We start from the raw sequence: 21,439 nt of genomic DNA, 5'->3' as shown, positions 1-21,439 counted from the left end.
AGCGGCAAGGTTTAAAGTCTTGTCATAAAACGATGCTGACGGCACTCTGGCAGGCCTGCGCGTCCCGGATTTCTGGCTGGAGATTGGCTGATGAGTGATATCGATGCACGCTTGCGTGAGGATGTTCACCTGCTGGGTGAACTGCTGGGCAACACGATTCGAGAGCAGTACGGCGATGATTTCCTCGACAAGATCGAGCAGATCCGCAAAGGCGCCAAGGCCGATCGTCGCGGCGCTGGCGATGAGCTGAGTACCAGCCTCAACCAATTGCAGGAAGACGAACTGCTGCCCGTAGCCCGGGCCTTCAACCAGTTCCTCAACCTGGCCAATATCGCCGAGCAGTACCAATTGATTCACCGGCGCGATGAGTCGCAGCCGGCGCCTTTCGAATCGCGCGTACTCCCGGAGTTGCTGGCCCGCCTGCAAAGCGAGGGTCACAGGAACGAATCCCTGGCCCGCCAACTGGGGCGCCTGGAGATTGACCTGGTCCTCACGGCCCACCCCACCGAAGTGGCGCGCCGCACCTTGATCCAGAAATACGATGCCATCGCCGCGCAACTGGCGCTGCAGGATCACCGCGACCTCACTACCGCCGAGCGCGAGCAGATCCGCCAACGCTTGCAACGGTTGATTGCCGAAGCCTGGCACACCGAAGAAATCCGCCGCACCCGACCCACGCCGGTGGATGAGGCCAAGTGGGGCTTTGCGGTGATTGAGCATTCGCTGTGGCACGCCATCCCCAATTACTTGCGCAAGGCTGATCAGGCCTTGCACGCTGCCACGGGCCTGCGCCTGCCGCTGGAAGCCGCGCCGATTCGGTTTGCCTCCTGGATGGGCGGCGACCGCGACGGCAACCCGAACGTCACTGCGCCGGTCACCCGCGAAGTGCTATTGCTCGCGCGCTGGATGGCCGCCGATCTGTATTTGCGCGATATCGATCATTTGGCCTCCGAGCTGTCGATGCAACGCGCCAGCCCGGCATTGCAGGCCAAAGTGGGCGACAGTGTCGAACCCTACCGCGCCGTGCTCAAGCAACTGCGCGAACGCCTGCGCGCCACACGCCAGTGGGCGCACACCGCGTTGAGCAGCAACACGCCGGCACCGGCCGAGGTGTTGCAGAACAACCGCGATCTGCTGGAGCCGCTGGAACTGTGCTACCAGTCGCTGCATGAGTGCGGCATGGGCGTGATCGCCGACGGTCCGCTGCTCGATTGCCTACGCCGGGCCGTCACCTTTGGCCTGTTCCTGGTGCGGCTGGATGTGCGCCAGGACTCCAGTCGCCATTCGGCGGCCATGACCGAAATCACCGATTACCTGGGCCTGGGCCGTTACGAAGAGTGGGACGAAGACGCACGCATCAGCTTTCTGATGAAGGAACTGGCCAACCGTCGACCGCTGCTGCCGAGCTATTTCAAACCATCGGCGGACACGGCCGAAGTGCTCAACACCTGTAAGGAAGTGGCCGCCGCGCCCGCTGCATCGCTGGGCTCGTATGTCATCTCCATGGCCGGGTCTGCGTCGGACGTGCTCGCCGTGCAATTGTTGCTCAAAGAGTCGGGCGTTCAGCGGCCGATGCGCGTGGTGCCGCTGTTCGAAACCCTGGCCGACCTGGATAACGCCGGCCCGGTGATCGAGCAACTGTTGCTGCTGCCGGGCTACCGTGCGCGCTTGCAGGGCCCGCAGGAAGTAATGATCGGCTACTCCGACTCGGCCAAGGACGCCGGCACCACCGCAGCCGCCTGGGCGCAATACCGCGCCCAGGAACGGTTGGTCGATATCTGCCGTGAGCAGCAGGTGGAATTGCTGTTGTTCCATGGTCGCGGTGGCACCGTCGGCCGTGGCGGCGGCCCGGCCCACGCGGCGATCCTGTCGCAGCCGCCGGGTTCGGTGGCTGGGCGTTTCCGTACCACTGAACAGGGCGAGATGATCCGCTTCAAGTTCGGCCTGCCGGACATTGCCGAGCAGAACCTCAACCTGTACCTGGCCGCCGTGTTGGAAGCGACGCTGCTGCCACCGCCTCCACCCGAGCCGGCCTGGCGCCACTTGATGGACGAATTGGCCGCCGATGGTGTCAGTGCTTACCGTGCCGTGGTGCGGGAAAATCCGCAATTCGTCGAGTATTTTCGCCAATCTACCCCCGAGCAGGAGCTTGGCCGTTTACCGCTGGGCAGTCGTCCGGCCAAGCGCCGCGCCGGTGGTATAGAAAGCCTGCGCGCCATCCCCTGGATCTTCGGCTGGACCCAGACCCGCCTGATGCTGCCGGCGTGGTTGGGCTGGGAAGCCGCGTTGAGCAAGGCCCTGGAGCGCGGCGAGGGCGAACTGCTGGGACAGATGCGTGAGCAATGGCCGTTCTTCCGTACCCGCATTGATATGCTGGAAATGGTGCTGGCCAAGGCAGATGCCGATATCGCGCGCCTGTATGACGAGCGCCTGGTCCAGCCGGATCTGTTGCCATTGGGTGTGCACTTGCGCGACCTATTGTCGCAGGCCTGTGGCGTGGTGCTTGGCCTGACTGGCCAGTCGCAACTGCTGGCCCATAGCCCTGACACCCTGGAGTTCATCCGCCTGCGCAACACCTACCTCGACCCCTTGCACCTGTTGCAGGCTGAGTTGCTGGCACGCTCGCGCCAGCAGGAAGCGGCGCAGGACAGCCCTCTGGAACAAGCGCTGCTGGTGTCCGTGGCCGGTATTGCCGCCGGTTTACGTAATACCGGCTGAGGTTTTTTGCGTGTTCTCAACGGCTTGCAGATAAACCACAACGACCGCCCGGAACAGGGCGGTCGGCGTTTACAGGGCCGGGTTGCACTCAGGCACACCCTACCTATGACGCATGCCGGGCGCGGTTCCTGCGACTTTTGGCGGCTTGTGTGGTTAAGGCCTGCTGTGTATCTTGATCAGCCTTTGGCCGTTTGGGCGGCCCGAATCCTATTGCTACGAGCCACACTTCTACGAGATTTGCCCCAACGCGGTGAATCCGAGCGTCATCTCTATATAAAAATTGAGGAGCACATCAATGCGCGTCATTCTGCTGGGAGCTCCCGGGGCCGGTAAAGGTACTCAGGCAAAGTTCATCACTGAAAAATTCGGCATTCCACAAATCTCCACCGGCGACATGCTGCGTGCGGCCGTCAAGGCCGGCACCGAGCTGGGCCTGATCGCCAAGAGCGTGATGGACAGCGGCGGCCTGGTTTCCGATGACCTGATCATCAACCTGGTGAAGGAACGTATCAGCCAGGACGACTGCAAGAACGGTTTTCTGTTCGACGGCTTCCCACGCACCATTCCCCAGGCTGAAGCCCTGGTGAAGGCCGGCGTTGAGCTGGACGCAGTGGTCGAAATCGCCGTTGAAGACGAAGAAATCGTCCAGCGTATCGCCGGTCGTCGCGTTCACGAAGGCTCGGGCCGCGTGTACCACGTCGTCTACAACCCGCCGAAGGTTGAAGGCAAGGACGATGTCACCGGTGAAGACCTGGTGCAGCGTAAAGACGACACTGAAGAAACCGTGCGTCATCGCCTGTCGGTCTACCACTCGCAGACCAAGCCGCTGGTGGACTTCTACCAGAAGCTGTCCGCTGCCCAGGGCAAGCCGAAGTACAGCCACATCCCTGGCGTTGGCTCGGTAGAAGCCATCACCGCCAAGGTGCTGCAAGCACTGAGCTGATCCTTCGATCGGCTTGCGACACAACGGCCCGCTTGCGGGCCGTTGTTGTTTATACTGGCGCACTTTTTTTCGACTTGGACACCCACACCGATGAGCACCCTGCTGGCCCTGGACACCGCGACTGAAGCTTGCTCCGTTGCCTTGCTGCACAATGGCACCGTTACGAGCCACTACGAGGTGATCCCGCGCCTGCACGCGCAGAAGCTGTTACCGATGATCAAGCAACTGCTGGACGAGGCGGGCACCACCCTGGCCGCCGTCGATGCCATCGCCTTTGGCCGCGGTCCGGGTGCATTTACTGGTGTGCGGATCGCCATTGGCGTTGTGCAAGGCCTGGCATTTGCGCTGGATCGCCCGGTCCTGCCGGTGTCCAACCTTGCCGTCCTGGCTCAGCGCGCATGGCGTGAACACGGTGCTTCGCAGGTGGCAGCGGCCATTGATGCGCGGATGGATGAGGTGTACTGGGGCTGCTACCGCGAAACGGCTGGCGAAATGCGCCTGGTGGGTGTTGAGGCTGTGCAGCCACCGGAGTCGTCGGTCTTGCCGGACGATGCCAGCGGCGATTGGTTCGGTGCCGGCACTGGCTGGGGTTATGGCGAGCGTATCGGCGTTCGGTTGGTTGGCCAGGACGCCGCCATGTTGCCTCACGCCGAAGACTTGTTGAGCCTTGCGCGTTTTGCTTTCGAGCGCGGTGAGGCAATTGCTGCCGATCTGGCTGCACCGGTTTATCTGCGCGATAAAGTGGCACAAACCAAAGCAGAACGCGGGATCGTGTGACATCAAAAGTGGTGGCAATTTGATGCAATCCGGCGCCAATCGTCAGAATTTGCCCCTGCTTTTAAACCTTTTTCAAATTATGTGTTCTAGTTATCACCAGAGCATTTGCGCGCTACGGATTGCGCCACTAAAATGCCATCACCGATACCGAGTTCGCATCGATGCGTATAGACGGCTTTTCCTCACAGTCCTACCCAATCAAGCGCAAGCCGCGTAAGGCAAACGTCACGGTAGACGAGTCCGTCGAAGACTCACCGGACTTCATCGAAGTCCAGCCCGATGCACAGCCTAACTCCCAGGCACGCATCAGCGGCCTTCCGGCCCGCCAACAAGATATGGTCTTCCCGCGCTCCATGAGCAAAAGCGTTGCCACCGCCCTGGCCAGCTACCTGACCACCGCCGGCTTTGTCGAATGGGATATGGAAGTGCTGGGCCTCGACATCCACATCTGATGCGCCTGCCTTACTACCTCGGTTGCCCGTCCTGGAGTGAAAACGCCTGGCGCGAGTACCTGTATCCCGCCGATGCGCGTTCCAGCGACTATCTGGCCCTCTATTCCCAAGTCTTCAACGCCGTTGAAGGCAACACTACTTTTTATGCCCGACCTTCCGTCGCTACCGTGCAGCGCTGGGCTGAAATCATGCCTGACGATTTTCGCTTCACCGCCAAATTCCCCGGTGATATCAGCCATGGCGGCGACTTGCGTGAGCAATTGCCTGCGGCCGAAAGTTTTGTCAGTTTGATGAGCCCGCTCGGTGAGCGGGTTTCGCCGTTGTGGCTGCAACTGTCGGCGAGTTTCTCGCCACAACGCCTGGCGGAACTGGCCGGTTTTATTGATGGCCTGACGCGCCCGTTGGCCGTTGAAGTGCGTCATCCGGAGTTCTTCGCCAAGGGCGATGCCGAGCGCATGCTCAACCGCCTGTTGCGTGACCGGGGCGTCGAACGTATCTGCCTCGATCCGCGTGCGTTGTTCAGTTGCACGTCCACCTCGGCAGCGGTGCTGCATGCCCAATCCAAAAAGCCCAAGGTACCACCGCGCCCGGCAGCGCTGACCCAGTTTCCCCAGGTGCGCTTTATCGGCCATCCGGAGCTTGAGGCCAACGACCCGTTCCTGGGCCCGTGGGTGGAAAAAGTTGCCGGCTGGATCGAAGAGGGCCGCACGCCCTATGTATTTCTGCACACCTCGGACAACCGCCTCGCCGCACAACTGGCCCTGCGCTTCCACGACCAGTTGATGGCACGCCTGCCCGGCCTGCCTGCGCTGCCAACGCTGGATCGGCAACCCGAAGCCGAACAACTGGGGTTACTCTAGGGCTCCTTTTCCCGCCAGGAGTCAGTCATGGATGCCCAAACCCGACGCGCCGAAACCTTCAAGGCCTTGCACGAGCGTGACCGCGCCTTCGTGATGCCCAACCCTTGGGACGCGGGCTCCGCCGTGATGCTCGCCAGCCTCGGCTTTGAAGCCCTCGCCACCACCAGTGCGGGTTATGCGTTCAGCCTGGGGCGCCCGGATGCGGAAGGCGCGCTGTCCCTGGAAGACACCTTGCTCAATGCCGCCATGATCGCCAAGGCCACCGCACTGCCGGTGGCGGCCGACCTGGAAAACGGCTTCAGCGACACCCCCGAAGGCTGTGCCCAGACCATTCTGCGCGCGGCTGCGAGCGGCATCGTCGGCGGCTCCATCGAAGATGCCACGGGCATCGCGGCTGACCCGATCTATGCCTTCGACCTCTCCGTCGAACGTGTGGGAGCCGCCGTCGCCGCCGCGCGCAGTCTGCCATTCCCTTTCACTCTGACGGCCCGTGCGGAAAACTTCCTGCATGGTCGCCTGGATTTACCTGACACCATTCGCCGCCTGCAAGCCTACGCCGAAGCAGGTGCCGACGTGCTGTATGCGCCGGCCCTGCGCAGCGCCGAGGAGGTGTTGGCGGTGGTCAAGGCCGTGGCGCCAAAACCGGTGAATGTGTTGATGTCCGGTGGGCTGAAACTCAGCGTGGCGCAACTGAGCGCGATGGGGGTCAAGCGCATCAGTGTGGGATCGGCCATGGCGCTGGCGGCCTATGGTGAGTTCTACCGGGCGGCCCAGGAAGTCTATGAACTCGGCACCTTTACCTTCACCGAACGCTCGATGCCCTTCAGCCAAGCCAATCAGTTCTTCAAGGACTAAGCGGTGCGCTTTTTCAAAGTACTGGCCGTGTTACTGCTGCTCGGCGGCGCGATTGGCGTGGGCGTATGGCGAGGCTGGGTACCGCTGCCGGCTGAATGGAACCCCTGGGCGCCGCTGGATGTGCGCGCCAGCCCTAACCTGTTGACCCGCTACAAGCTGGGGCGTTTGCAGGAGGATCCGGCGTTGTGCGACCAGGTGCTGAAAACCTCCGGCCTGCGCGTCAGCCATCAGGCCGACACGCCCGCCGACGCCGCTTGCCCTTTGCGCAATACCTTGCGCGTGCAGGGCGCCGACGTGGCCTTGAGCAGCAGCTTTCTCGCCAGTTGCCCGTTGGCGGTGGCGTTCGCGCTGTTTGAGCGTCACAGCCTGCAACCGGCGGCGCAGGCGGTGTTCGGCCAGGCGGTCACGCGGGTCGATCATCTGGGCAGCTTCGCCTGTCGCAATATCTATGGTCGTGCCGAGGGGCGCCTCAGTCAGCATGCGTCTGCCAATGCTTTGGATATCGCCGGGTTTCGGCTGGCGGATGGGCGCAGTATCAGCGTGCTCAAGGATTGGCCGGGGGAGGGCGACAGCGCACGGTTTTTGCGTCAGGTGCGCGATAGCGCCTGTGATGATTTCAACGTGGTGTTGAGCCCGGACTACAATGCCGCGCACCGCAACCACTTCCATCTGGACATGGGGCGCTGGTGGGTCTGTCGCTGAGGCTCAGGCGGCCAGGCGCAGGTTGTTGGCGATCAATGGGCGTGCCCAGTAGTAGTCGAAGTCCAGGGCCTTTTGCTGGGCCACCAGCTCTTCAGTCGGGTACGGCGTGGCGGGCGGCGGCAGCAGGTCCAGTTCGAACTCGGCAATCGGCAAATGCAGTGGGCGAGGTTGCGGCGCCGGGCTTGGCTCGGGCAGTGGTTGGCCTGCGGTGAGCACGATGGGGCGTACCCAGCCGCTTTCGAAGTTCTGCTGGCGTTGCTGGGCGACGATCTCTGCGTCCGGGAACGGCGTCGCAGCCGGTGGCAGCAACTCGGTTTCGAATTCGGCGATCGGCAGGAACAGTGGCTCAGGCGGAGCGATTTCGGTGTCTTTCACGTCGCACTCACGCTGCGTGAGGATCTGCGACAGCAGGTCGGCGCCTTCGTGAGGTTCTACCGCTGGGTCCACCGGTGCTGGCGCCTGCACGGCGAGCGCGCCCGGCGTATCGCCAAGCTGCTCGGCCAGCGCACGGGCGAAGAAATCCTGCCACACATGACTCACCCCGGCCAGCGCTTGAGTATTGCGCAGGCCGTAGTGGTTGTGGGTCGGCAGTACACCGATGGTTAGGGGGAGAATGTCTGACATTTTTCTCGGTCGACGCTCAGCTCTGGCAAAATACCTGACTGTTATTTTTATCGGCCGTTGTTTGCCGATCCTTAATATTTTTGAGCGTAGTGATTGATGAGCGAACAACCAGCGGCCAGCCGCATTCAGGTCGAGGCCTTGGGCGAAGGTTTCAAGGCCCGCGCCGAGCAATGGGCAGCGCTGCTTGGCTTGCCTTTACAGCTCGCGGAAGCGGACTTTTCCCTGCAAGTTGGCGAGCAGGGCCTACAGCTGCAACAGCTCGGGCCTGACGCGCCAGGGCCGGTGCGGGTGGACTTTGTTGAAGGCGGTGCGGCCCATCGTCGGCTCTACGGTGGCGGCAGCGGGCAGATGATTGCCAAAGCCGTAGGCGTTGCCCAAGGCGTGCGCCCACGGGTGCTGGACGCCACGGCCGGTCTGGGCAAGGACGCGTTTGTGCTGGCCAGCCTGGGTTGCCAGATGAGCCTGATCGAGCGCCAACCGTTGATCGGTGCCTTGCTCGAAGATGGCCTGGCGCGCGGTGCAGAGGATTTTGAGGTGGCGCCGATCGTGGCGCGCATGAAGCTGCTCAAGGGCAACTCCATCGACGTGATGCTCAACTGGGAAGGCGAGCCGCCGCAGGTGATCTACCTCGACCCGATGTTTCCTCACCGTGAGAAAACCGCCTTGGTGAAGAAGGAAATGCGCCTGTTCCGCCCGCTGGTAGGCGATGACCCGGACGCACCGGCCTTGTTGGCCGCCGCCCTGGCCCTGGCCAGCCACCGTGTAGTGGTCAAGCGCCCGCGCAAGGCGCCGTGCATCGAAGGGCCAAAGCCGAGCCATGCGCTGGATGGCAAGTCCAGCCGGTATGACATCTATCCCAAGAAAGCGCTCAAGCCCTGATGTTCAAGGCCTGTAAGCCCGCATAAACAACCCCACCACCTCCTGCACATGGGCTTCGGCGGCGGTTTCACTCAGTTGCCCGCCGCAGCCATACAGCAGGCAAAAATTTGCCGTGCCCTTGAGCAGGCAGAAGAAGTGCTCGGCTGCGGTAAACGGTTTATCGATGCTCAGGGCGCCACTCTGGTCGATTTTGCTGAGCAATCGTTCCATGCCCTGGAGCATGCGCATCGGTCCGGCGTCGAAGAAAATCCGGGAGAGTTTCACGTCCTGATTGCCGGTGGTCATCATCAGGCGGTGCAGGTTTACCGACTCCTCGCTGTTGATCAGCCGATGGAACCCCCGCGCGATATTCAGCAACACAGTCTCGACCGGCATGCCCTCAGGCAGCTCGAAGTACATCACCGGCAACTGCTCCTCGCACGTCGCCACCACGGCGGCGGTGAACAAGGTCTCTTTGTCGGTGAAGTGGCTGTAGACGGTCAGTTTAGACACGCCCGCCTCAAGGGCCACGGCATCCATGCTGGTACTGGCATAACCATTCCCCAAAAACAGGGTTTTCGCTGCCTGGAGAATTGCCTGGCGTTTTGCCATGTCCTTGGGACGCCCGGGGCTATTGGTGTTAACGCGATTGTCGGACATTTTCACCTTTAATACTGGACTGGTGAGTTTGGTATTAATAACATACTGGCCAGTATAATTATTCCTAGCTTCATTTGCGAAAGGTCCTTCAGCATGCGCAGCACTTTCCTGCCCTTTGCGTTGCCTGTCAGTCTGGTCTTCCTGTTGGCCGCCTGCGGCCATGAAGAACCGGCCCAGATCACCGTCCGTCCAGCGATGGTGGTGCAACCGCAACCGTCGGCCCAGTCGATGGACAGCTACCCCGGCGAAGTAAGGGCTCGCTACGAGCCGGACCTGGCCTTTCGCATCGGTGGCAAAGTCAGTAAGCGCCTGGTGGAAGAGGGGGAGCGGATCAAAGCCAACCAACCGTTGGCGGAACTCGACCCTCAGGATGTACGCCTGCAATTGGAGGCCACCCGCGCCCAGGTCGCCGCCGCCGAGGCCAATCTGAGCCTGGTCCGTGCTGAGCGCGACCGTTACAAGACCCTGATGGACCGTCAGATGGTCAGTCGTTCCCAGTACGATAATTCCGAAAACCTCTACCGATCCGGCGAAGCGCGCCTTAAGCAGATCAAGGCCGAATTCGATGTGGCCAGCAACCAAGCCGGTTACGCCGTGCTCCGTGCCCCCCAGGACGGGGTCGTTGCCAAGCGTGCGGTGGAAGTCGGCCAAGTGGTGTCGGCTGGCCAAACCGTGTTCACACTCGCCACCGATGGCGAGCGTGAAGTGCTCATCAGCCTGCCTGAACAGGGCTTTGGTCGCTTCAAGGTCGGCCAGCCGGTAGCTGTGGAATTGTGGAGCCAGCCCGACCAGCGGTTTACCGGACGCATTCGTGAACTGTCCCCGGCGGCCGATCCAAAATCACGCACTTTTGCCGCCCGCGTGGCGTTTACCGCAGGCAAAGTCCCGGCGGAACTTGGCCAGAGTGCCCGCGTATTCATTCAGGCCGATGGCGTTGTTGCGCTGTCGGTGCCGCTGTCTGCCCTCAGTGCAGAGAATGGGGCGTCCTACGTCTGGCGTGTGGAGCCGGACAATACCCTCAAGCGCACGCCGGTGCGCATCGGTGCCTTCGGCGAAAAAACCGTACCGGTGCTGGAAGGCTTGACGCCCACCGATTGGGTGATCGCCGCGGGCGTGCATGTGCTCCACGAAGGCCAGCAAGTGCGCCCTGTGGATCGCTCCAACCGTGTCGTGAATCTGGCGGCCAAGGAGTAGTCCCCGATGGGTTTCAATCTTTCCGAATGGGCGTTGCGTAATCGCCAGATCGTACTGTTCCTGATGATCCTGCTGGCCGTTGTCGGCACGTTGTCCTACACCAAGCTGGGACAAAGTGAAGACCCGCCGTTCACTTTCAAAGCCATGGTGGTCAAGACCAACTGGCCGGGCGCTACCGCCCAGGAAGTCTCGCGCCAGGTCACCGAGCGCATCGAAAAGAAGCTGATGGAAACCGGCGAGTACGAGCGCATTGTCTCGTTCTCGCGCCCTGGTGAGTCCACGGTGACCTTCATCGCCCGCGACTCCATGCACTCGGCGCAGATTCCCGAGCTGTGGTACCAAGTGCGCAAGAAGATCAGCGACATCCGCCAGACCTTGCCGCCAGATATCCAGGGCCCGTTTTTCAATGATGAATTTGGCACCACCTTCGGCAATATCTACGCCCTGACCGGCGACGGTTTCGACTATGCCGTACTCAAGGATTACGCGGACCGCATCCAGATTCAGCTGCAACGGGTGGCGGATGTGGGCAAGGTCGAGTTGCTCGGCCTGCAGGACGAGAAGATCTGGATCGAGCTGTCCAATCTCAAACTCGCCACCCTGGGATTGCCCCTGGCCGCTGTGCAGCAGGCGTTGCAGGAGCAGAACGCGGTGTCCACCGCCGGCTTCTTTGAAACCCCGAGCGAGCGCGTGCAACTGCGCGTGTCGGGCAACTTCAAGACGGTGGAGCAGATCCGCGACTTTCCCATTCGAGTCGCCGACCGAACCTTTCGGATCGGCGACGTAGCCGACATCCACCGTGGCTTCAACGATCCACCGGCACCGCGTATGCGTTACATGGGCGCTGATGCAATCGGCCTGGCCGTGGCGATGCGCGACGGCGGCGATATCCTGGTACTGGGCAAGGCGCTCGAAGGCGAATTCGCACGTTTGCAGAAGAACCTTCCGGCTGGCATGGAGCTGCGCAAGGTGTCGGACCAACCGGCAGCGGTGAAAACCAGTGTCGGAGAATTCGTGCAGGTGTTGGCCGAGGCGCTGGCGATCGTATTGCTGGTGAGCTTCTTTTCCCTCGGCGTACGCACCGGCATGGTGGTGGCCCTGGCGATTCCGTTGGTATTGGCGATGACCTTCGCCACCATGTATTACCTCGGCATTGGTCTGCACAAGATTTCCCTTGGCGCACTGGTACTGGCGCTAGGTTTGCTGGTGGATGACGCGATCATTGCCGTGGAAATGATGGCAATCAAAATGGAGCAGGGCTACGACCGGCTCAAGGCCGCAAGTTTCGCCTGGACCAGCACCGCTTTCCCGATGCTCACCGGCACGCTGATCACGGCGGCTGGCTTCCTGCCGATTGCGACTGCGCAGTCGAGCACCGGCGAATACACCCGTTCGATCTTCCAAGTGGTCACCATCGCGTTGCTGGCCTCCTGGGTCGCCGCCGTGGTGTTCGTGCCCTACCTGGGGGAAAAACTCCTGCCGGACTTGGCGAAGATTCATGCGGCCAAACACGGCGCTGATGGCCCGGATCCCTACGGAACGCCGTTTTACCAGCGTGTAAGACGTTTGGTGGAGTGGTGCGTCAGTCGACGCAAAACGGTGATTGTGCTGACGCTGCTGCTGTTTATCGGCTCGGTGGCGTTGTTCCGCTTTGTGCCGCAGCAGTTCTTCCCGGCTTCTGGCCGTCTGGAACTGATGGTCGACCTGAAACTGGCCGAAGGCGCCTCCCTGAGCAACACCGCCGATCAGGTCAAACGCCTGGAAGCCATGCTCAAAGACCATGCCGGCGTCGAGAACTACGTGGCCTACGTCGGCACCGGTTCGCCGCGTTTCTACCTGCCGCTGGACCAGCAACTGCCGGCCGCCAGCTTCGCGCAATTTGTGGTACTGGCCAACACTATCGAGGAGCGTGAAAGCCTGCGCACCTGGCTGATCGAAACCCTCAACGAACAATTCCCCGACCTGCGTTCGCGCGTCACACGCCTGGAAAACGGACCGCCCGTGGGCTACCCGGTGCAGTTTCGCGTGACCGGCGAGCACATCGAAGAAGTCCGCGCCCTTGCACGTAAAGTCGCGGCCAAGGTTCGCGAAAACACCCATGTGGTCAACGTGCACCTGGACTGGGAAGAGCCGAGCAAAATCGTCTACCTCAATATCGACCAGGATCGCGCACGCGCCCTTGGCGTGAGCACTGCCAACCTGTCGAAATTCCTGCAGAGTTCACTCACCGGCTCCAGCGTCAGCCAATACCGGGAGGACAACGAATTGATCGAGATCCTCCTGCGCGGCACCGTTCACGAGCGCACCGAACTGTCGCTGCTGCCTAGCCTGGCGGTGCCGACCGACAACGGTAAAAGCGTGGCCCTGTCCCAGATCGCCACCCTCGAATACGGATTCGAGGAAGGCATCATCTGGCACCGTAACCGCCTGCCGACAGTCACCGTGCGCGCCGACATCTACGGCAAGGACCAACCGGCGACCCTGGTTCAACAAATTCTGCCGACCCTCGCGGACGTACGCGCCGAGTTGCCGGACGGGTACCTGCTGGAGGTAGGCGGCACCGTCGAAGACTCTGCGCGCGGGCAGAACTCGGTGAAGGCCGGTGTACCGCTGTTTATTGTGGTGGTGCTGACCCTGCTGATGCTGCAACTACGCAGCTTCTCACGCACGGCAATGGTGTTTCTCACGGCGCCGCTGGGCTTGATCGGCGTCACGCTGTTCCTGCTGGCGTTCCGCCAGCCCTTTGGTTTCGTGGCCATGCTGGGGACCATTGCCTTGTCGGGCATGATCATGCGCAACTCGGTGATCCTGGTGGACCAGATCGAACAAGACATCAAGGCCGGCCTGGCGCCGTGGCAGGCGATTATCGAAGCCACCGTCCGACGCTTCCGCCCGATTGTGCTGACGGCACTCGCCGCTGTACTGGCGATGATCCCGCTGTCGCGCAGTGTGTTCTTCGGGCCGATGGCGGTGGCGATCATGGGTGGGTTGATTGTGGCGACGGCGTTGACCCTATTGTTCTTGCCGGCCCTGTATGCTGCGTGGTTCCGAGTGAGGAAGGACGTCGCGTAATCATGTTGGCCACTGTTTCTGCCCTGATGTTGTTGTTGCTTGCCCCTGGTCCGACCAACACCCTGCTATTGCGCGCAGGGGTGTTGTTCGGGTTTCGGGCTTCGTGGAAGTTGGCCTTCATCGAGTGTCTGGCCTACTTGCTACAGGTAACACTGTGGGGCGCGGCCTTGCTCTACATCGCGGTGTATTCGCCGTGGGCGCTTAAACTGACTCAGTTGGCCGCCGGTTGTTACTTGCTTCTGGCGTCCTATCAGTTGTGGCGCCGCAAACAGGCTCCGGATGAGGCTGTCGGGGATCGGTTTTCAGGCATCTATTTTTTTTCGTTGACGGTAATGAACCCCAAAGGGTTGTTGATCGCATCTTTGATCGCCCCCGCCAATACGTTCAGCAACTGGACTGACTATATGGCGTTTATGACCCTCCTGGCCCTGGTGGTAGTGCCGATTGGAATGGCATGGATAGGCTTCGGTGCCGGGGTAGTCGGGCGCCACTCTCGCTGGTTGAGTTCACTTACGATCAATCGCGTCACTGCAATCGCCATTGGTTGTTTCGCTACTGTCCTGCTCGGCCGCGTGGCTGATTCGATCCTCCACTGACGCTATCAATCCGAAGGGGCGTCAGGCTTGCGCATTCCGCTCAGGCCCCAGGCGATGGACGCGCTGACTGGGTAGCGGCTCGTTCCAACGCATAGGCAGGAACTATTTCAACTAACGCACCACACAGAATTACCTGGCCGAAAAGTACTGGCGTTTGGAGTGCAGCGGTCTGGACTATTGTGTGAATTTAATTAGGAAGGAATGTAGATGATTCTGCCAATACTGACGTTACCGCTACAAATGATGGGGGCGATGATGGGCCTTGGTCGGTGTTGTGGAAAGAGCCAGCAGCAACCCGTGAATATCAACATCAATAACGAGAACAACAACGAGAACAACAACGTCAATTCGAACTCGTCCAGCTCGAACGGCAATACCAGTGTTTCGTATGGCTCATCCCGGCCATTGCCGCACTACCGTTTCTAGGCTGTGCATTAGAGCAAGGGGTGTTAAAAAGTACATGCAACAAAAAACGCCCGGACAAAGTCAGGGCGTTTTTTTAATCAGCTTTTATAGCGCCCCAAAGACTTTCTTCGCCAAGCTGGTCGCTGCTGCCGCCGGGTTCTTGCGAATCGTCTCTTCCTGCTGCGCAATCATCTTGAACAAACCATCCAGCGCCTGCTCGGTCACGTAGTTTTCAACGTTGGCGCTCTTGGCATCCACGGCACCGAAGGCTGCCGCCTTGCCGGCCAGCGCGTTGTACTGCTGGGCCACGCCGACCTTATCGGTGGCAGCCTTGACGATTGGCAGGAACTTGGCGCGGATCTGTTCGCGACTGCTCTTGTTCAGGTATTGGGTGGCCGAGTCCTGGCCGCCACTGAGGATGCCCTTGGCGTCGGTCACGCTCATGTTCTTCACGGCGTTGACCAGGATCGGCTGGGCCTGGGTCACGGCGGTTTCGGCCGCTTTGTTCATGCTGTCTTCCAGTTGCGTGACCTGGTCGCCCATGCCGAACATTTTCAGTTTGTCGGCGACTTTGCCGAGCTTGCCTGGCAGGCCGATTTTTACTTCGGGGTTGTTGCTGAAACCACCGGGCACACCCAGTTGTTTCACCGCGATCTGCGCGCCCTGGGTCAGGGCGTCCTTGAGACCGCCGCTGGCATCGCCCTGGGACAGGCTACTCAGGTCCAGGGCCATGGCATTGGCGCCGAACAGCAGGCCGGCGCACAGGGCAGTGAGGCGAAGGGAGTTACGGAGCATGGGCGCTTCCTTATGATCTGGAGAATATCAGTGTGCGACCGCATCAACTCGCAGGCGCAGCGGCTGTGGATCCTGGCCGTTGAGCTGCACAGCGTGCCGTTCAGTGGTGATAAACAGTAGCTTGCCATCCTGTTCGATGCGAGCACTCACCGCATAACTATGGCCCGGCTTGACCTGGGCCGGGTCGTAATTCAAGTGAAACGGCAGCGGCACCTGGCCTTTGATCGGACCTTTCTGTTCGGCAAGGATCACGGCCGGGGCGTCCATCAGGGATACGTCCTGCAGGCTGACGCTCAAGGTTGCTGTCGGCGGCAGGGCGATGCGTTGCAGGTAGAACACTTCGCCATCAAGGCTGGCCTTGGGAGCAGGGGTCATGGATTGGCAGGCTCCGAGCAGGGCGGTCAGGCCCAGGAGGATGATCTTTTTCATGGTGCGGCTCCTTGTCAGCGGCGCCAGCATCCCACTGGCGCCTTATTCAATCTAGCGGGTTTCTTCAGGCTCATCCGGTTGTTCGGCTGCGCCATCGACACGATGCAGGGCGACCTGGCGGATCGACAGGCGAATCTCGGCCGGCAACACACGTTTGGCCGCGCCTTCCGCCAGCTCACCGAGCAGATCGTGATAGCTCAATTTGCCGGCCTCGTCGCGGCGCAGCACATCTTGCTCCAGCAATGTCTGAATAAAATGTCGGAAAAGGCTCTTGTCGAAGAACTCCGGTGCATTGAGACCATGCAGGATCGACAGGCGCTGGGCCATGATCGTGCACAGGTCTTCCAGTTCTTCGGCGCTGATGCTGTTCTGGCCGCTGTTGAGCAGCAGCGAGATCGCCATGTAGAAGCGTTGCAGCGTCTGGGCGATGCTCTTGGACAGCAGCGTCAGCAGCACAAAGTGCCGCGAGCTTGGCGCCGGGCGCAGGTACACGTTGTTTTCGAAGCGCAGCAGGCCTTGTTCGACAAAGGCTTCCAGCCACTGGTCGACAACCGTGTCCAACTCTTCCAGCGACCAGCGGATAAACAGCTCCGATTGCAGGTACGGATACAGCGCGTGGGTGTAGCGCAAAATCTGTTCGCGGCTCATCCGCGAGCTGCTTTGGAAGAAGCTCGCCAGCAGCGCCGGCAGGGCAAAGATGTGCAGCACGTTATTGCGGTAGTAGGTCATCAGGACGGCGTTCTGCTCGTCCAGATACACAATCTTGCCGAGGGCGTCACTCTGTTCCGACAGCAGGTCCATGTCCTTGACGTGCTTGATCAGCGCCAGGCCATCACCCTCGGGCAGGGTGGTGTGGGGCGAGTAAGGCACGCGGCGCAGCAGCGCCAGGTACAGGTCCAACTGGCGGGCCATGGCCTGTTCGTCGAGGGCCAGGCGTGTGGTGGACAGCAGCGCCAGGGCCACCAGGTTCACCGGGTTCACCGCCGCCGCTTCGTTCAAGTGGCGGGCCACCCGTTCGCCGAGGCGGTTGGTGGTTTCGTTGAGCCATGCCGGCTTGTAGTTCGGCCCCAGCTCCTGGGTGCGCCAGTCGGGTTGTTCGCCGTCGAGAAATTCCGCCAGCTTGATCGGCTCGCCGAAGTTGACCGCGACCTGGCCAAACCGCTGCTTGAGCGCGCCGACCACTTTGAAAATATCGAAGATCGACTCTTTCTTCTTGCTCGCGCCGCGCAGTTCGCCCAGGTAGGTGCGGCCTTCGAGCACACGCTCATAGCCGATATACACCGGCACAAACACGATCGGCATGCGCGAAGAGCGCAGGAAGCTGCGCAGGGTAATCGCGAGCATCCCGGTCTTTGGCTGCAACATGCGCCCGGTGCGTGAGCGTCCGCCTTCGACGAAGTACTCCACCGGGAAACCCTTGGTGAACAGGGTATGCAGGTATTCGTTGAACACCGAGGTGTACAGCGGGTTGCCCTTGAAGGTGCGGCGCATGAAAAACGCCCCGCCACGGCGCAGCAAACTGCCGATCACCGGCATGTTCAGGTTGATGCCCGCGGCGATATGCGGCGGGGTCAGGCCGTTCTTGAACAGCAGGTAGGACAGCAGCAGGTAGTCGATATGGCTGCGGTGGCAAGGCACGTAAATCACCTCGTAGCCTTGTGCAACCTTTTGCACACCTTCGACGTTATTGACCTTGATGCCGTCGTAGATCTTGTTCCAGAACCAACTCAGCACCACTTCCAGGAAGCGGATCGCGGTGTAGGTGTAATCCGATGCGATTTCGTTGCCGTAGCGCAGGGCCAGGGCCTTGGCTTTTTCCGGGCTGATTTTTTCCCGTTCGGCTTCATCCAGAATGGCCTGGCGCACCAACGGCATATTCACCAGGCCCTTGACCAGGTTGCGGCGGTGCGACAGGTCGGGGCCGATCACGGCGGTCTTCAGGTTACGAAAGTGCACACGCAGGATGCGCTGGGCCATGCGCACGGTGCGTTCGTGCCCTTTATTGTGCTCGATCAACTCACGCAGGTTGATGGGCGCGGAGAATTGCACACGGGTCTTGCGACCCAGGATCAGGATGCTCAACAACCGACGCAGGCGGCCGGTGACGGCCCAGCTGTCGGCAAACAGCAGTTTCCAAGGGCTCGACTCGCTCGCCGGGGTTTGCCCCCAGAACACGCTGACCGGAATGATTTGTGCATTCTCTTCGGCGTGCTCGCTCAGGGTGTTGACCAGGCGGGTCAGGGTCGGCGGTGCGCCGCGCTTGTCCTGGCGGCCGAGCCAGTCCGGCTCCGGCGTGAGGTAGAAGAACGCCGCCGGCTCCATCAACGGGCCTACGGAGACTGGCAGCACCGGGCGCGGCAGGCCGGCCTTGGTGCACTCGGCATCGACCACGGCCAATTCGGTGAGAGAGGGCGATTGCAGGACGTAAAACACCGGCCGGCTGCGGTCCAGGTTGAGGGTAAGGGACGACTGGTTGATCGTCTCCGAGCGAACCCAGAGGTACAACAGTCGGCGCAAGGTGCCAAACACCAGACGGCGGAACGGGGAGCGGGTCATAGGCGAGCTGCTTGAAGTGGAAAAAACCGAGCAGGCGCTCGGGCGGGTAGTGTGCCGTATTCGCCGAAAATCGGCAAAAAAGCAGCGATGTAAACTTGAGTTGATCGCTTTTGAGCCTGTCTTATACTCGGCAGTTCAACGCAAGCGACTCAACAATAAAAAACGTACGTGGGAGTAATACAAATGGCAACGCGCGAAACCGGCAATGTGAAGTGGTTCAACGATGCAAAGGGCTATGGCTTCATTCAGCGTGAAGATGGCAAGGATGTGTTTGTGCACTACCGCGCCATTCGCGGTGATGGCCACCGTTCCCTGGCCGAGGGCCAGCAGGTGGAATACGCCGTGGTGACCGGCGAGAAGGGGTTGCAGGCAGAGGATGTGGTTGGCCTGTAGGCCCATCGCAGATCAAATGTGGGAGGGGGCTTGCCCCCGATGGCGGTGTATCAGCAACAAATTAGCTGACTGACGCACTGCTATCGGGGGCAAGCCCCCTCCCACATTTTTGACGGCATTTGCAATTCAGGTTACGCAGTTTTCCAAGTGATCTGCTCTTCACCGTCTGCGCTGATGCGAATCCAGGTGTCGGCACTTTCCTCACCTTCTTCCTCGACCCACGTCCCCGGCGCGCAGCGCACCTCGACGTTCAGTGCAGCAAATGCCGCACGGGCGCAGGCGATGTCGTCGTCCCACGGCGTCTGGTCACTTTCCAAGAACAGGCTGTTCCATTTGCCTACCGCTTTGGGCAACCAGGTGACCGGCACATCGCCGGCCTTGCACTTGTAGGTCTGGCCCTTCTGGGCCCAGTCGGTGCACGGGCCCAACGCGGTGCCCAGCCACGCGGCGATGGCCTTGTAGTCGACGTCGGCGTCCTTCAGGTAAATCTCGATATCAGGTTGGCGCATGGATATTCCTCGTTGCGGGATTCGAAAATCCATTCGCGGATGCTTAAAAGTCGGTTATTGAAGCACGAAATAGTCGTAGCGCATCGACACGGTGACCAGCAGCGGCTCAGCGGCTTCGATCACCTCGGCACGGCGCTCGGCGCTGGCGCGCCAGCCGTGGGGTGTCATGGCCAGCAGGTTGGCGCGGTCCTGAGGCTCGGCCAGACTCAAGGTGAACTCCAGCGTCTCGCTGTGGGCCAGGCTCATGCCGTCCGGCACCAGGGCCAGATGTTTGTCGTCGGTGTATTCACGCACTTCGTCATACAGGCGCTCGCGCAGTTCCATCAGATGGCCACGTGTAGGACCGACCTTCATCAAACCGCCGCCGGGGCTGAGCAGGCGCTTGGCTTCTTGCCAATCCAATGGACTGAAAACACTGGCGAGAAACTGGCAACTGCCTGACGCCAATGGAACGCGGGCCATGCTGGCGATCAACCAGGTCAGCGCCGGGTTGCGCTTGCACGCACGCTTGACCGCTTCTCTGGAAATATCCAGCGCATAGCCGTCGGCGTGGGGCAGGGCGTCGGCAATCTGCGCGGTGTAGTAACCCTCGCCACAGCCGATGTCGACCCAGCGCTGCGGCGCGCGTTCAGCGGCCAGCTCGGCCAGGCGCCTGGCCACCGGCGCGTAGTGCCCGGCGTTGAGGAAGTCGCGGCGCGCTTCGACCATCGCCAGGTTATCGCCCGGATCGCGGCTGTTCTTGTGCTGCACCGGCAACAGGTTCAGGTAACCCTGGCGAGCCCGGTCGAAACGGTGCCCGGCCGGGCACGCCACGCCATTGTCTACCGCGTTGAGCGGGGCGCTGCAAATGGGGCAGGCAAGCATCAGGCGAGCAACTTGATCAGGGTCTGGTAGTAGATTTCGGTCAGTACATCGAGGTCGCTGGCGAGGATGCGCTCGTTGACCTGATGGATTGTCGCGTTGACCGGGCCCAGCTCGACCACTTGAGTACCGAGGGTGGCAATGAAACGGCCATCCGACGTCCCGCCGCTGGTGGACGCCTTTGTCTCGCGACCGGTAATCGCCTTGATGCTGGCGGACACCGCATCGAGCAAGGCGCCCGGTTCGGTGAGGAACGGCAGGCCCGACAGCGCCCACTCCACATGCCAGTCCAGGCCATGTTTGTCGAGGATCGCCGCCACGCGCTGCTGCAGGCCTTCGACGGTGGATTCGGTGGAGAAACGGAAGTTGAACACCGCCGTCAGGTCACCAGGAATCACGTTGGTGGCGCCGGTGCCGGAATTGAGGTTGGAAATCTGGAAGCTGGTCGGCGGGAAGAACGTGTTGCCGTCGTCCCAATGCTCGGCGGCCAATTCCGCCAGGGCCGGTGCGGCGAGGTGGATCGGGTTCTTCGCCAGGTGCGGGTAGGCCACATGACCTTGCACGCCGCGCACGGTCAGGGTCGCGCCGAGGGAACCGCGACGGCCGTTCTTGACCACATCACCGACCAGCGTCGTGCTCGACGGTTCGCCGACGATGCACCAGTCCAGGCGCTCTTTGCGCGCGGCCAGGCGCTCGATCACGGCCTTGGTGCCGTGGTGCGCCGGGCCTTCTTCGTCGCTGGTGATCAGGAAGGCCACCGAGCCCTTGTGGTCCGGGTAATCGGTGACGAAACGCTCCGCTGCCACCAGCATTGCGGCCAGGCTGCCTTTCATGTCCGCCGCGCCACGCCCGCAGAGCATGCCGTTTTCGTCGATCAGCGCGTCGAACGGATCGTTCTGCCAGGCTTGCACCGGGCCGGTCGGCACCACATCAGTGTGACCAGCGAAGCACAGCACCGGGCCATCGTGCTTGCCGTGGGTGGCCCAGAAGTTGTCCACGTCTTCAATGCGCATCGGCTCCAGCGCAAAACCGGCGTCGCCCAGACGCTGCATCATCAGCTTCTGGCAATCGGCGTCGATCGGCGTGACCGAGGGGCGACGGATCAGGTCGATGGCAAGTTGAAGGGTCGGCGAAAGGTCGGCATGGGCCGTCATGGGAAAACTCCGGAAGCGTGTATGGG

21 protein-coding genes are annotated in these 21,439 nt (G+C 61.3%); 13 read left to right on the top strand and 8 right to left on the bottom strand.

Annotation, left to right across the window (positions count from 1 at the left end):
* Positions 1 to 90 precede the first annotated feature (90 nt).
* From ppc to AOA60_RS04625, 7 genes are all read left to right on the top strand, one after another.
* Positions 91 to 2,718: a phosphoenolpyruvate carboxylase gene (gene ppc, locus AOA60_RS04655; RefSeq protein WP_099583387.1), complete on the top strand. Its 2,628-nt coding sequence runs from the start codon at positions 91 to 93 to the stop codon at positions 2,716 to 2,718.
* A 295-nt stretch (positions 2,719 to 3,013) separates the two neighbouring features.
* Entirely contained in the window at positions 3,014 to 3,661 is a 648-nt protein-coding gene (adk, locus tag AOA60_RS04650; protein ID WP_057021888.1) for an adenylate kinase, read from the top strand.
* A 90-nt stretch (positions 3,662 to 3,751) separates the two neighbouring features.
* Complete coding sequence (tsaB, locus tag AOA60_RS04645; RefSeq protein WP_099583386.1) at positions 3,752 to 4,438, top strand: tRNA (adenosine(37)-N6)-threonylcarbamoyltransferase complex dimerization subunit type 1 TsaB; 687 nt, start codon at positions 3,752 to 3,754, stop codon at positions 4,436 to 4,438.
* A gap of 161 nt (positions 4,439 to 4,599) precedes the next feature.
* A complete protein-coding gene (locus AOA60_RS04640) occupies positions 4,600 to 4,890 on the top strand; it encodes a hypothetical protein (RefSeq protein WP_099583385.1) in 291 nt (96 codons plus the stop codon).
* Positions 4,890 to 5,750, top strand: a complete 861-nt coding sequence (locus tag AOA60_RS04635) for a DUF72 domain-containing protein (RefSeq protein WP_099583384.1) — start codon at positions 4,890 to 4,892, stop codon at positions 5,748 to 5,750. The genes AOA60_RS04640 and AOA60_RS04635 overlap by 1 nt, the downstream gene beginning before the upstream one ends.
* A 27-nt stretch (positions 5,751 to 5,777) precedes the next feature.
* Positions 5,778 to 6,605 (top strand): oxaloacetate decarboxylase, encoded by an 828-nt coding sequence (locus AOA60_RS04630; RefSeq protein WP_099583383.1) that lies wholly within the window; start codon positions 5,778 to 5,780, stop codon positions 6,603 to 6,605.
* Positions 6,606 to 6,608: 3 nt separating this feature from the next.
* Positions 6,609 to 7,307, top strand: coding sequence for an extensin family protein (locus AOA60_RS04625; RefSeq protein WP_099583382.1), 699 nt, complete (start codon positions 6,609 to 6,611; stop codon positions 7,305 to 7,307).
* A gap of 3 nt (positions 7,308 to 7,310) precedes the next feature.
* On the opposite strand, the gene AOA60_RS04620 is transcribed toward AOA60_RS04625, so the two are convergent.
* Entirely contained in the window at positions 7,311 to 7,931 is a 621-nt protein-coding gene (locus tag AOA60_RS04620) for an energy transducer TonB (protein ID WP_099583381.1), read from the bottom strand.
* 96 nt (positions 7,932 to 8,027) lie between these two features.
* Between AOA60_RS04620 and AOA60_RS04615 the strand changes: the two genes are divergently transcribed.
* Positions 8,028 to 8,810, top strand: a complete 783-nt coding sequence (locus AOA60_RS04615) for a class I SAM-dependent methyltransferase (RefSeq protein WP_099583380.1) — start codon at positions 8,028 to 8,030, stop codon at positions 8,808 to 8,810.
* Between the two features lie 3 nt (positions 8,811 to 8,813).
* On the opposite strand, the gene AOA60_RS04610 is transcribed toward AOA60_RS04615, so the two are convergent.
* The gene (locus AOA60_RS04610) at positions 8,814 to 9,449 is read right to left on the bottom strand and encodes a TetR/AcrR family transcriptional regulator (RefSeq protein WP_099583379.1); all 636 of its coding nucleotides are present in this window, start codon (positions 9,447 to 9,449) and stop codon (positions 8,814 to 8,816) included.
* Positions 9,450 to 9,542: 93 nt separating this feature from the next.
* Here AOA60_RS04610 and AOA60_RS04605 point away from each other — a divergent pair, with 93 nt between their 5' ends.
* From AOA60_RS04605 to AOA60_RS04590, 4 genes are all read left to right on the top strand, one after another.
* Positions 9,543 to 10,643 (top strand): efflux RND transporter periplasmic adaptor subunit, encoded by a 1,101-nt coding sequence (locus tag AOA60_RS04605; protein ID WP_099583378.1) that lies wholly within the window; start codon positions 9,543 to 9,545, stop codon positions 10,641 to 10,643.
* 6 nt (positions 10,644 to 10,649) lie between these two features.
* Entirely contained in the window at positions 10,650 to 13,715 is a 3,066-nt protein-coding gene (locus tag AOA60_RS04600) for an efflux RND transporter permease subunit (protein ID WP_099583377.1), read from the top strand.
* Between the two features lie 2 nt (positions 13,716 to 13,717).
* Complete coding sequence (locus tag AOA60_RS04595; RefSeq protein ID WP_099583376.1) at positions 13,718 to 14,311, top strand: LysE family translocator; 594 nt, start codon at positions 13,718 to 13,720, stop codon at positions 14,309 to 14,311.
* A gap of 207 nt (positions 14,312 to 14,518) precedes the next feature.
* The gene (locus AOA60_RS04590) at positions 14,519 to 14,737 is read left to right on the top strand and encodes a hypothetical protein (RefSeq protein ID WP_099583375.1); all 219 of its coding nucleotides are present in this window, start codon (positions 14,519 to 14,521) and stop codon (positions 14,735 to 14,737) included.
* Positions 14,738 to 14,821: 84 nt separating this feature from the next.
* Here the strand turns inward: AOA60_RS04590 and AOA60_RS04585 are convergent, their stop codons facing one another.
* The 3 genes from AOA60_RS04585 to plsB are packed head-to-tail and all read right to left on the bottom strand — an operon-like array spanning position 14,822 to position 18,496.
* Positions 14,822 to 15,511 (bottom strand): DUF4197 domain-containing protein, encoded by a 690-nt coding sequence (locus AOA60_RS04585; RefSeq protein ID WP_099583374.1) that lies wholly within the window; start codon positions 15,509 to 15,511, stop codon positions 14,822 to 14,824.
* A gap of 27 nt (positions 15,512 to 15,538) precedes the next feature.
* The gene (locus AOA60_RS04580) at positions 15,539 to 15,940 is read right to left on the bottom strand and encodes a YbaY family lipoprotein (RefSeq protein WP_099583373.1); all 402 of its coding nucleotides are present in this window, start codon (positions 15,938 to 15,940) and stop codon (positions 15,539 to 15,541) included.
* Positions 15,941 to 15,991: 51 nt separating this feature from the next.
* Positions 15,992 to 18,496: a glycerol-3-phosphate 1-O-acyltransferase PlsB gene (plsB, locus tag AOA60_RS04575; protein WP_099583372.1), complete on the bottom strand. Its 2,505-nt coding sequence runs from the start codon at positions 18,494 to 18,496 to the stop codon at positions 15,992 to 15,994.
* Between the two features lie 183 nt (positions 18,497 to 18,679).
* On the opposite strand from plsB, the gene AOA60_RS04570 reads away from it, so the two are divergent.
* Entirely contained in the window at positions 18,680 to 18,889 is a 210-nt protein-coding gene (locus AOA60_RS04570; protein ID WP_032891681.1) for a cold-shock protein, read from the top strand.
* A 131-nt stretch (positions 18,890 to 19,020) separates the two neighbouring features.
* Here the strand turns inward: AOA60_RS04570 and AOA60_RS04565 are convergent, their stop codons facing one another.
* Genes AOA60_RS04565 through dapE form a run of 3 tightly spaced genes read right to left on the bottom strand, consistent with a single transcriptional unit; the run spans position 19,021 to position 21,413 of the window.
* Positions 19,021 to 19,398: a hypothetical protein gene (locus AOA60_RS04565; RefSeq protein ID WP_099583371.1), complete on the bottom strand. Its 378-nt coding sequence runs from the start codon at positions 19,396 to 19,398 to the stop codon at positions 19,021 to 19,023.
* A gap of 54 nt (positions 19,399 to 19,452) precedes the next feature.
* Positions 19,453 to 20,262, bottom strand: coding sequence for a putative RNA methyltransferase (locus tag AOA60_RS04560; protein ID WP_099583370.1), 810 nt, complete (start codon positions 20,260 to 20,262; stop codon positions 19,453 to 19,455).
* Positions 20,262 to 21,413 (bottom strand): succinyl-diaminopimelate desuccinylase, encoded by a 1,152-nt coding sequence (dapE, locus tag AOA60_RS04555; protein WP_049709680.1) that lies wholly within the window; start codon positions 21,411 to 21,413, stop codon positions 20,262 to 20,264. The genes AOA60_RS04560 and dapE overlap by 1 nt, the downstream gene beginning before the upstream one ends.
* Between the last annotated feature and the right edge of the window lie 26 nt (positions 21,414 to 21,439).

The organism is Pseudomonas sp. 2822-17, assembly GCF_002742485.1.
Lineage (GTDB): Bacteria > Pseudomonadota > Gammaproteobacteria > Pseudomonadales > Pseudomonadaceae > Aquipseudomonas > Aquipseudomonas cyclaminis.
The sequence above is the reverse complement of the archived record's forward strand: the minus strand, read 5'-3'. Positions and strand labels throughout refer to the sequence as shown.

Bases quoted from the DNA above. Each gene is read 5' to 3' on its own strand.
- AOA60_RS04635 (WP_099583384.1), top strand. From the start codon at position 4,890: ATGCGCCTGCCTTACTACCTCGGTTGCCCGTCCTGGAGTGAAAACGCC.
- AOA60_RS04590 (WP_099583375.1), top strand. From the start codon at position 14,519: ATGATTCTGCCAATACTGACGTTACCGCTACAAATGATGGGGGCGATG.
- tsaB (WP_099583386.1), top strand. From the start codon at position 3,752: ATGAGCACCCTGCTGGCCCTGGACACCGCGACTGAAGCTTGCTCCGTT.
- plsB (WP_099583372.1), bottom strand. From the start codon at position 18,496: ATGACCCGCTCCCCGTTCCGCCGTCTGGTGTTTGGCACCTTGCGCCGA.
- AOA60_RS04630 (WP_099583383.1), top strand. From the start codon at position 5,778: ATGGATGCCCAAACCCGACGCGCCGAAACCTTCAAGGCCTTGCACGAG.
- AOA60_RS04565 (WP_099583371.1), bottom strand. From the start codon at position 19,398: ATGCGCCAACCTGATATCGAGATTTACCTGAAGGACGCCGACGTCGAC.
- AOA60_RS04595 (WP_099583376.1), top strand. From the start codon at position 13,718: ATGTTGGCCACTGTTTCTGCCCTGATGTTGTTGTTGCTTGCCCCTGGT.
- AOA60_RS04570 (WP_032891681.1), top strand. From the start codon at position 18,680: ATGGCAACGCGCGAAACCGGCAATGTGAAGTGGTTCAACGATGCAAAG.
- AOA60_RS04605 (WP_099583378.1), top strand. From the start codon at position 9,543: ATGCGCAGCACTTTCCTGCCCTTTGCGTTGCCTGTCAGTCTGGTCTTC.
- AOA60_RS04560 (WP_099583370.1), bottom strand. From the start codon at position 20,262: ATGCTTGCCTGCCCCATTTGCAGCGCCCCGCTCAACGCGGTAGACAAT.
- AOA60_RS04640 (WP_099583385.1), top strand. From the start codon at position 4,600: ATGCGTATAGACGGCTTTTCCTCACAGTCCTACCCAATCAAGCGCAAG.
- AOA60_RS04610 (WP_099583379.1), bottom strand. From the start codon at position 9,449: ATGTCCGACAATCGCGTTAACACCAATAGCCCCGGGCGTCCCAAGGAC.
- dapE (WP_049709680.1), bottom strand. From the start codon at position 21,413: ATGACGGCCCATGCCGACCTTTCGCCGACCCTTCAACTTGCCATCGAC.
- ppc (WP_099583387.1), top strand. From the start codon at position 91: ATGAGTGATATCGATGCACGCTTGCGTGAGGATGTTCACCTGCTGGGT.
- AOA60_RS04580 (WP_099583373.1), bottom strand. From the start codon at position 15,940: ATGAAAAAGATCATCCTCCTGGGCCTGACCGCCCTGCTCGGAGCCTGC.
- adk (WP_057021888.1), top strand. From the start codon at position 3,014: ATGCGCGTCATTCTGCTGGGAGCTCCCGGGGCCGGTAAAGGTACTCAG.
- AOA60_RS04600 (WP_099583377.1), top strand. From the start codon at position 10,650: ATGGGTTTCAATCTTTCCGAATGGGCGTTGCGTAATCGCCAGATCGTA.
- AOA60_RS04620 (WP_099583381.1), bottom strand. From the start codon at position 7,931: ATGTCAGACATTCTCCCCCTAACCATCGGTGTACTGCCGACCCACAAC.
- AOA60_RS04585 (WP_099583374.1), bottom strand. From the start codon at position 15,511: ATGCTCCGTAACTCCCTTCGCCTCACTGCCCTGTGCGCCGGCCTGCTG.
- AOA60_RS04615 (WP_099583380.1), top strand. From the start codon at position 8,028: ATGAGCGAACAACCAGCGGCCAGCCGCATTCAGGTCGAGGCCTTGGGC.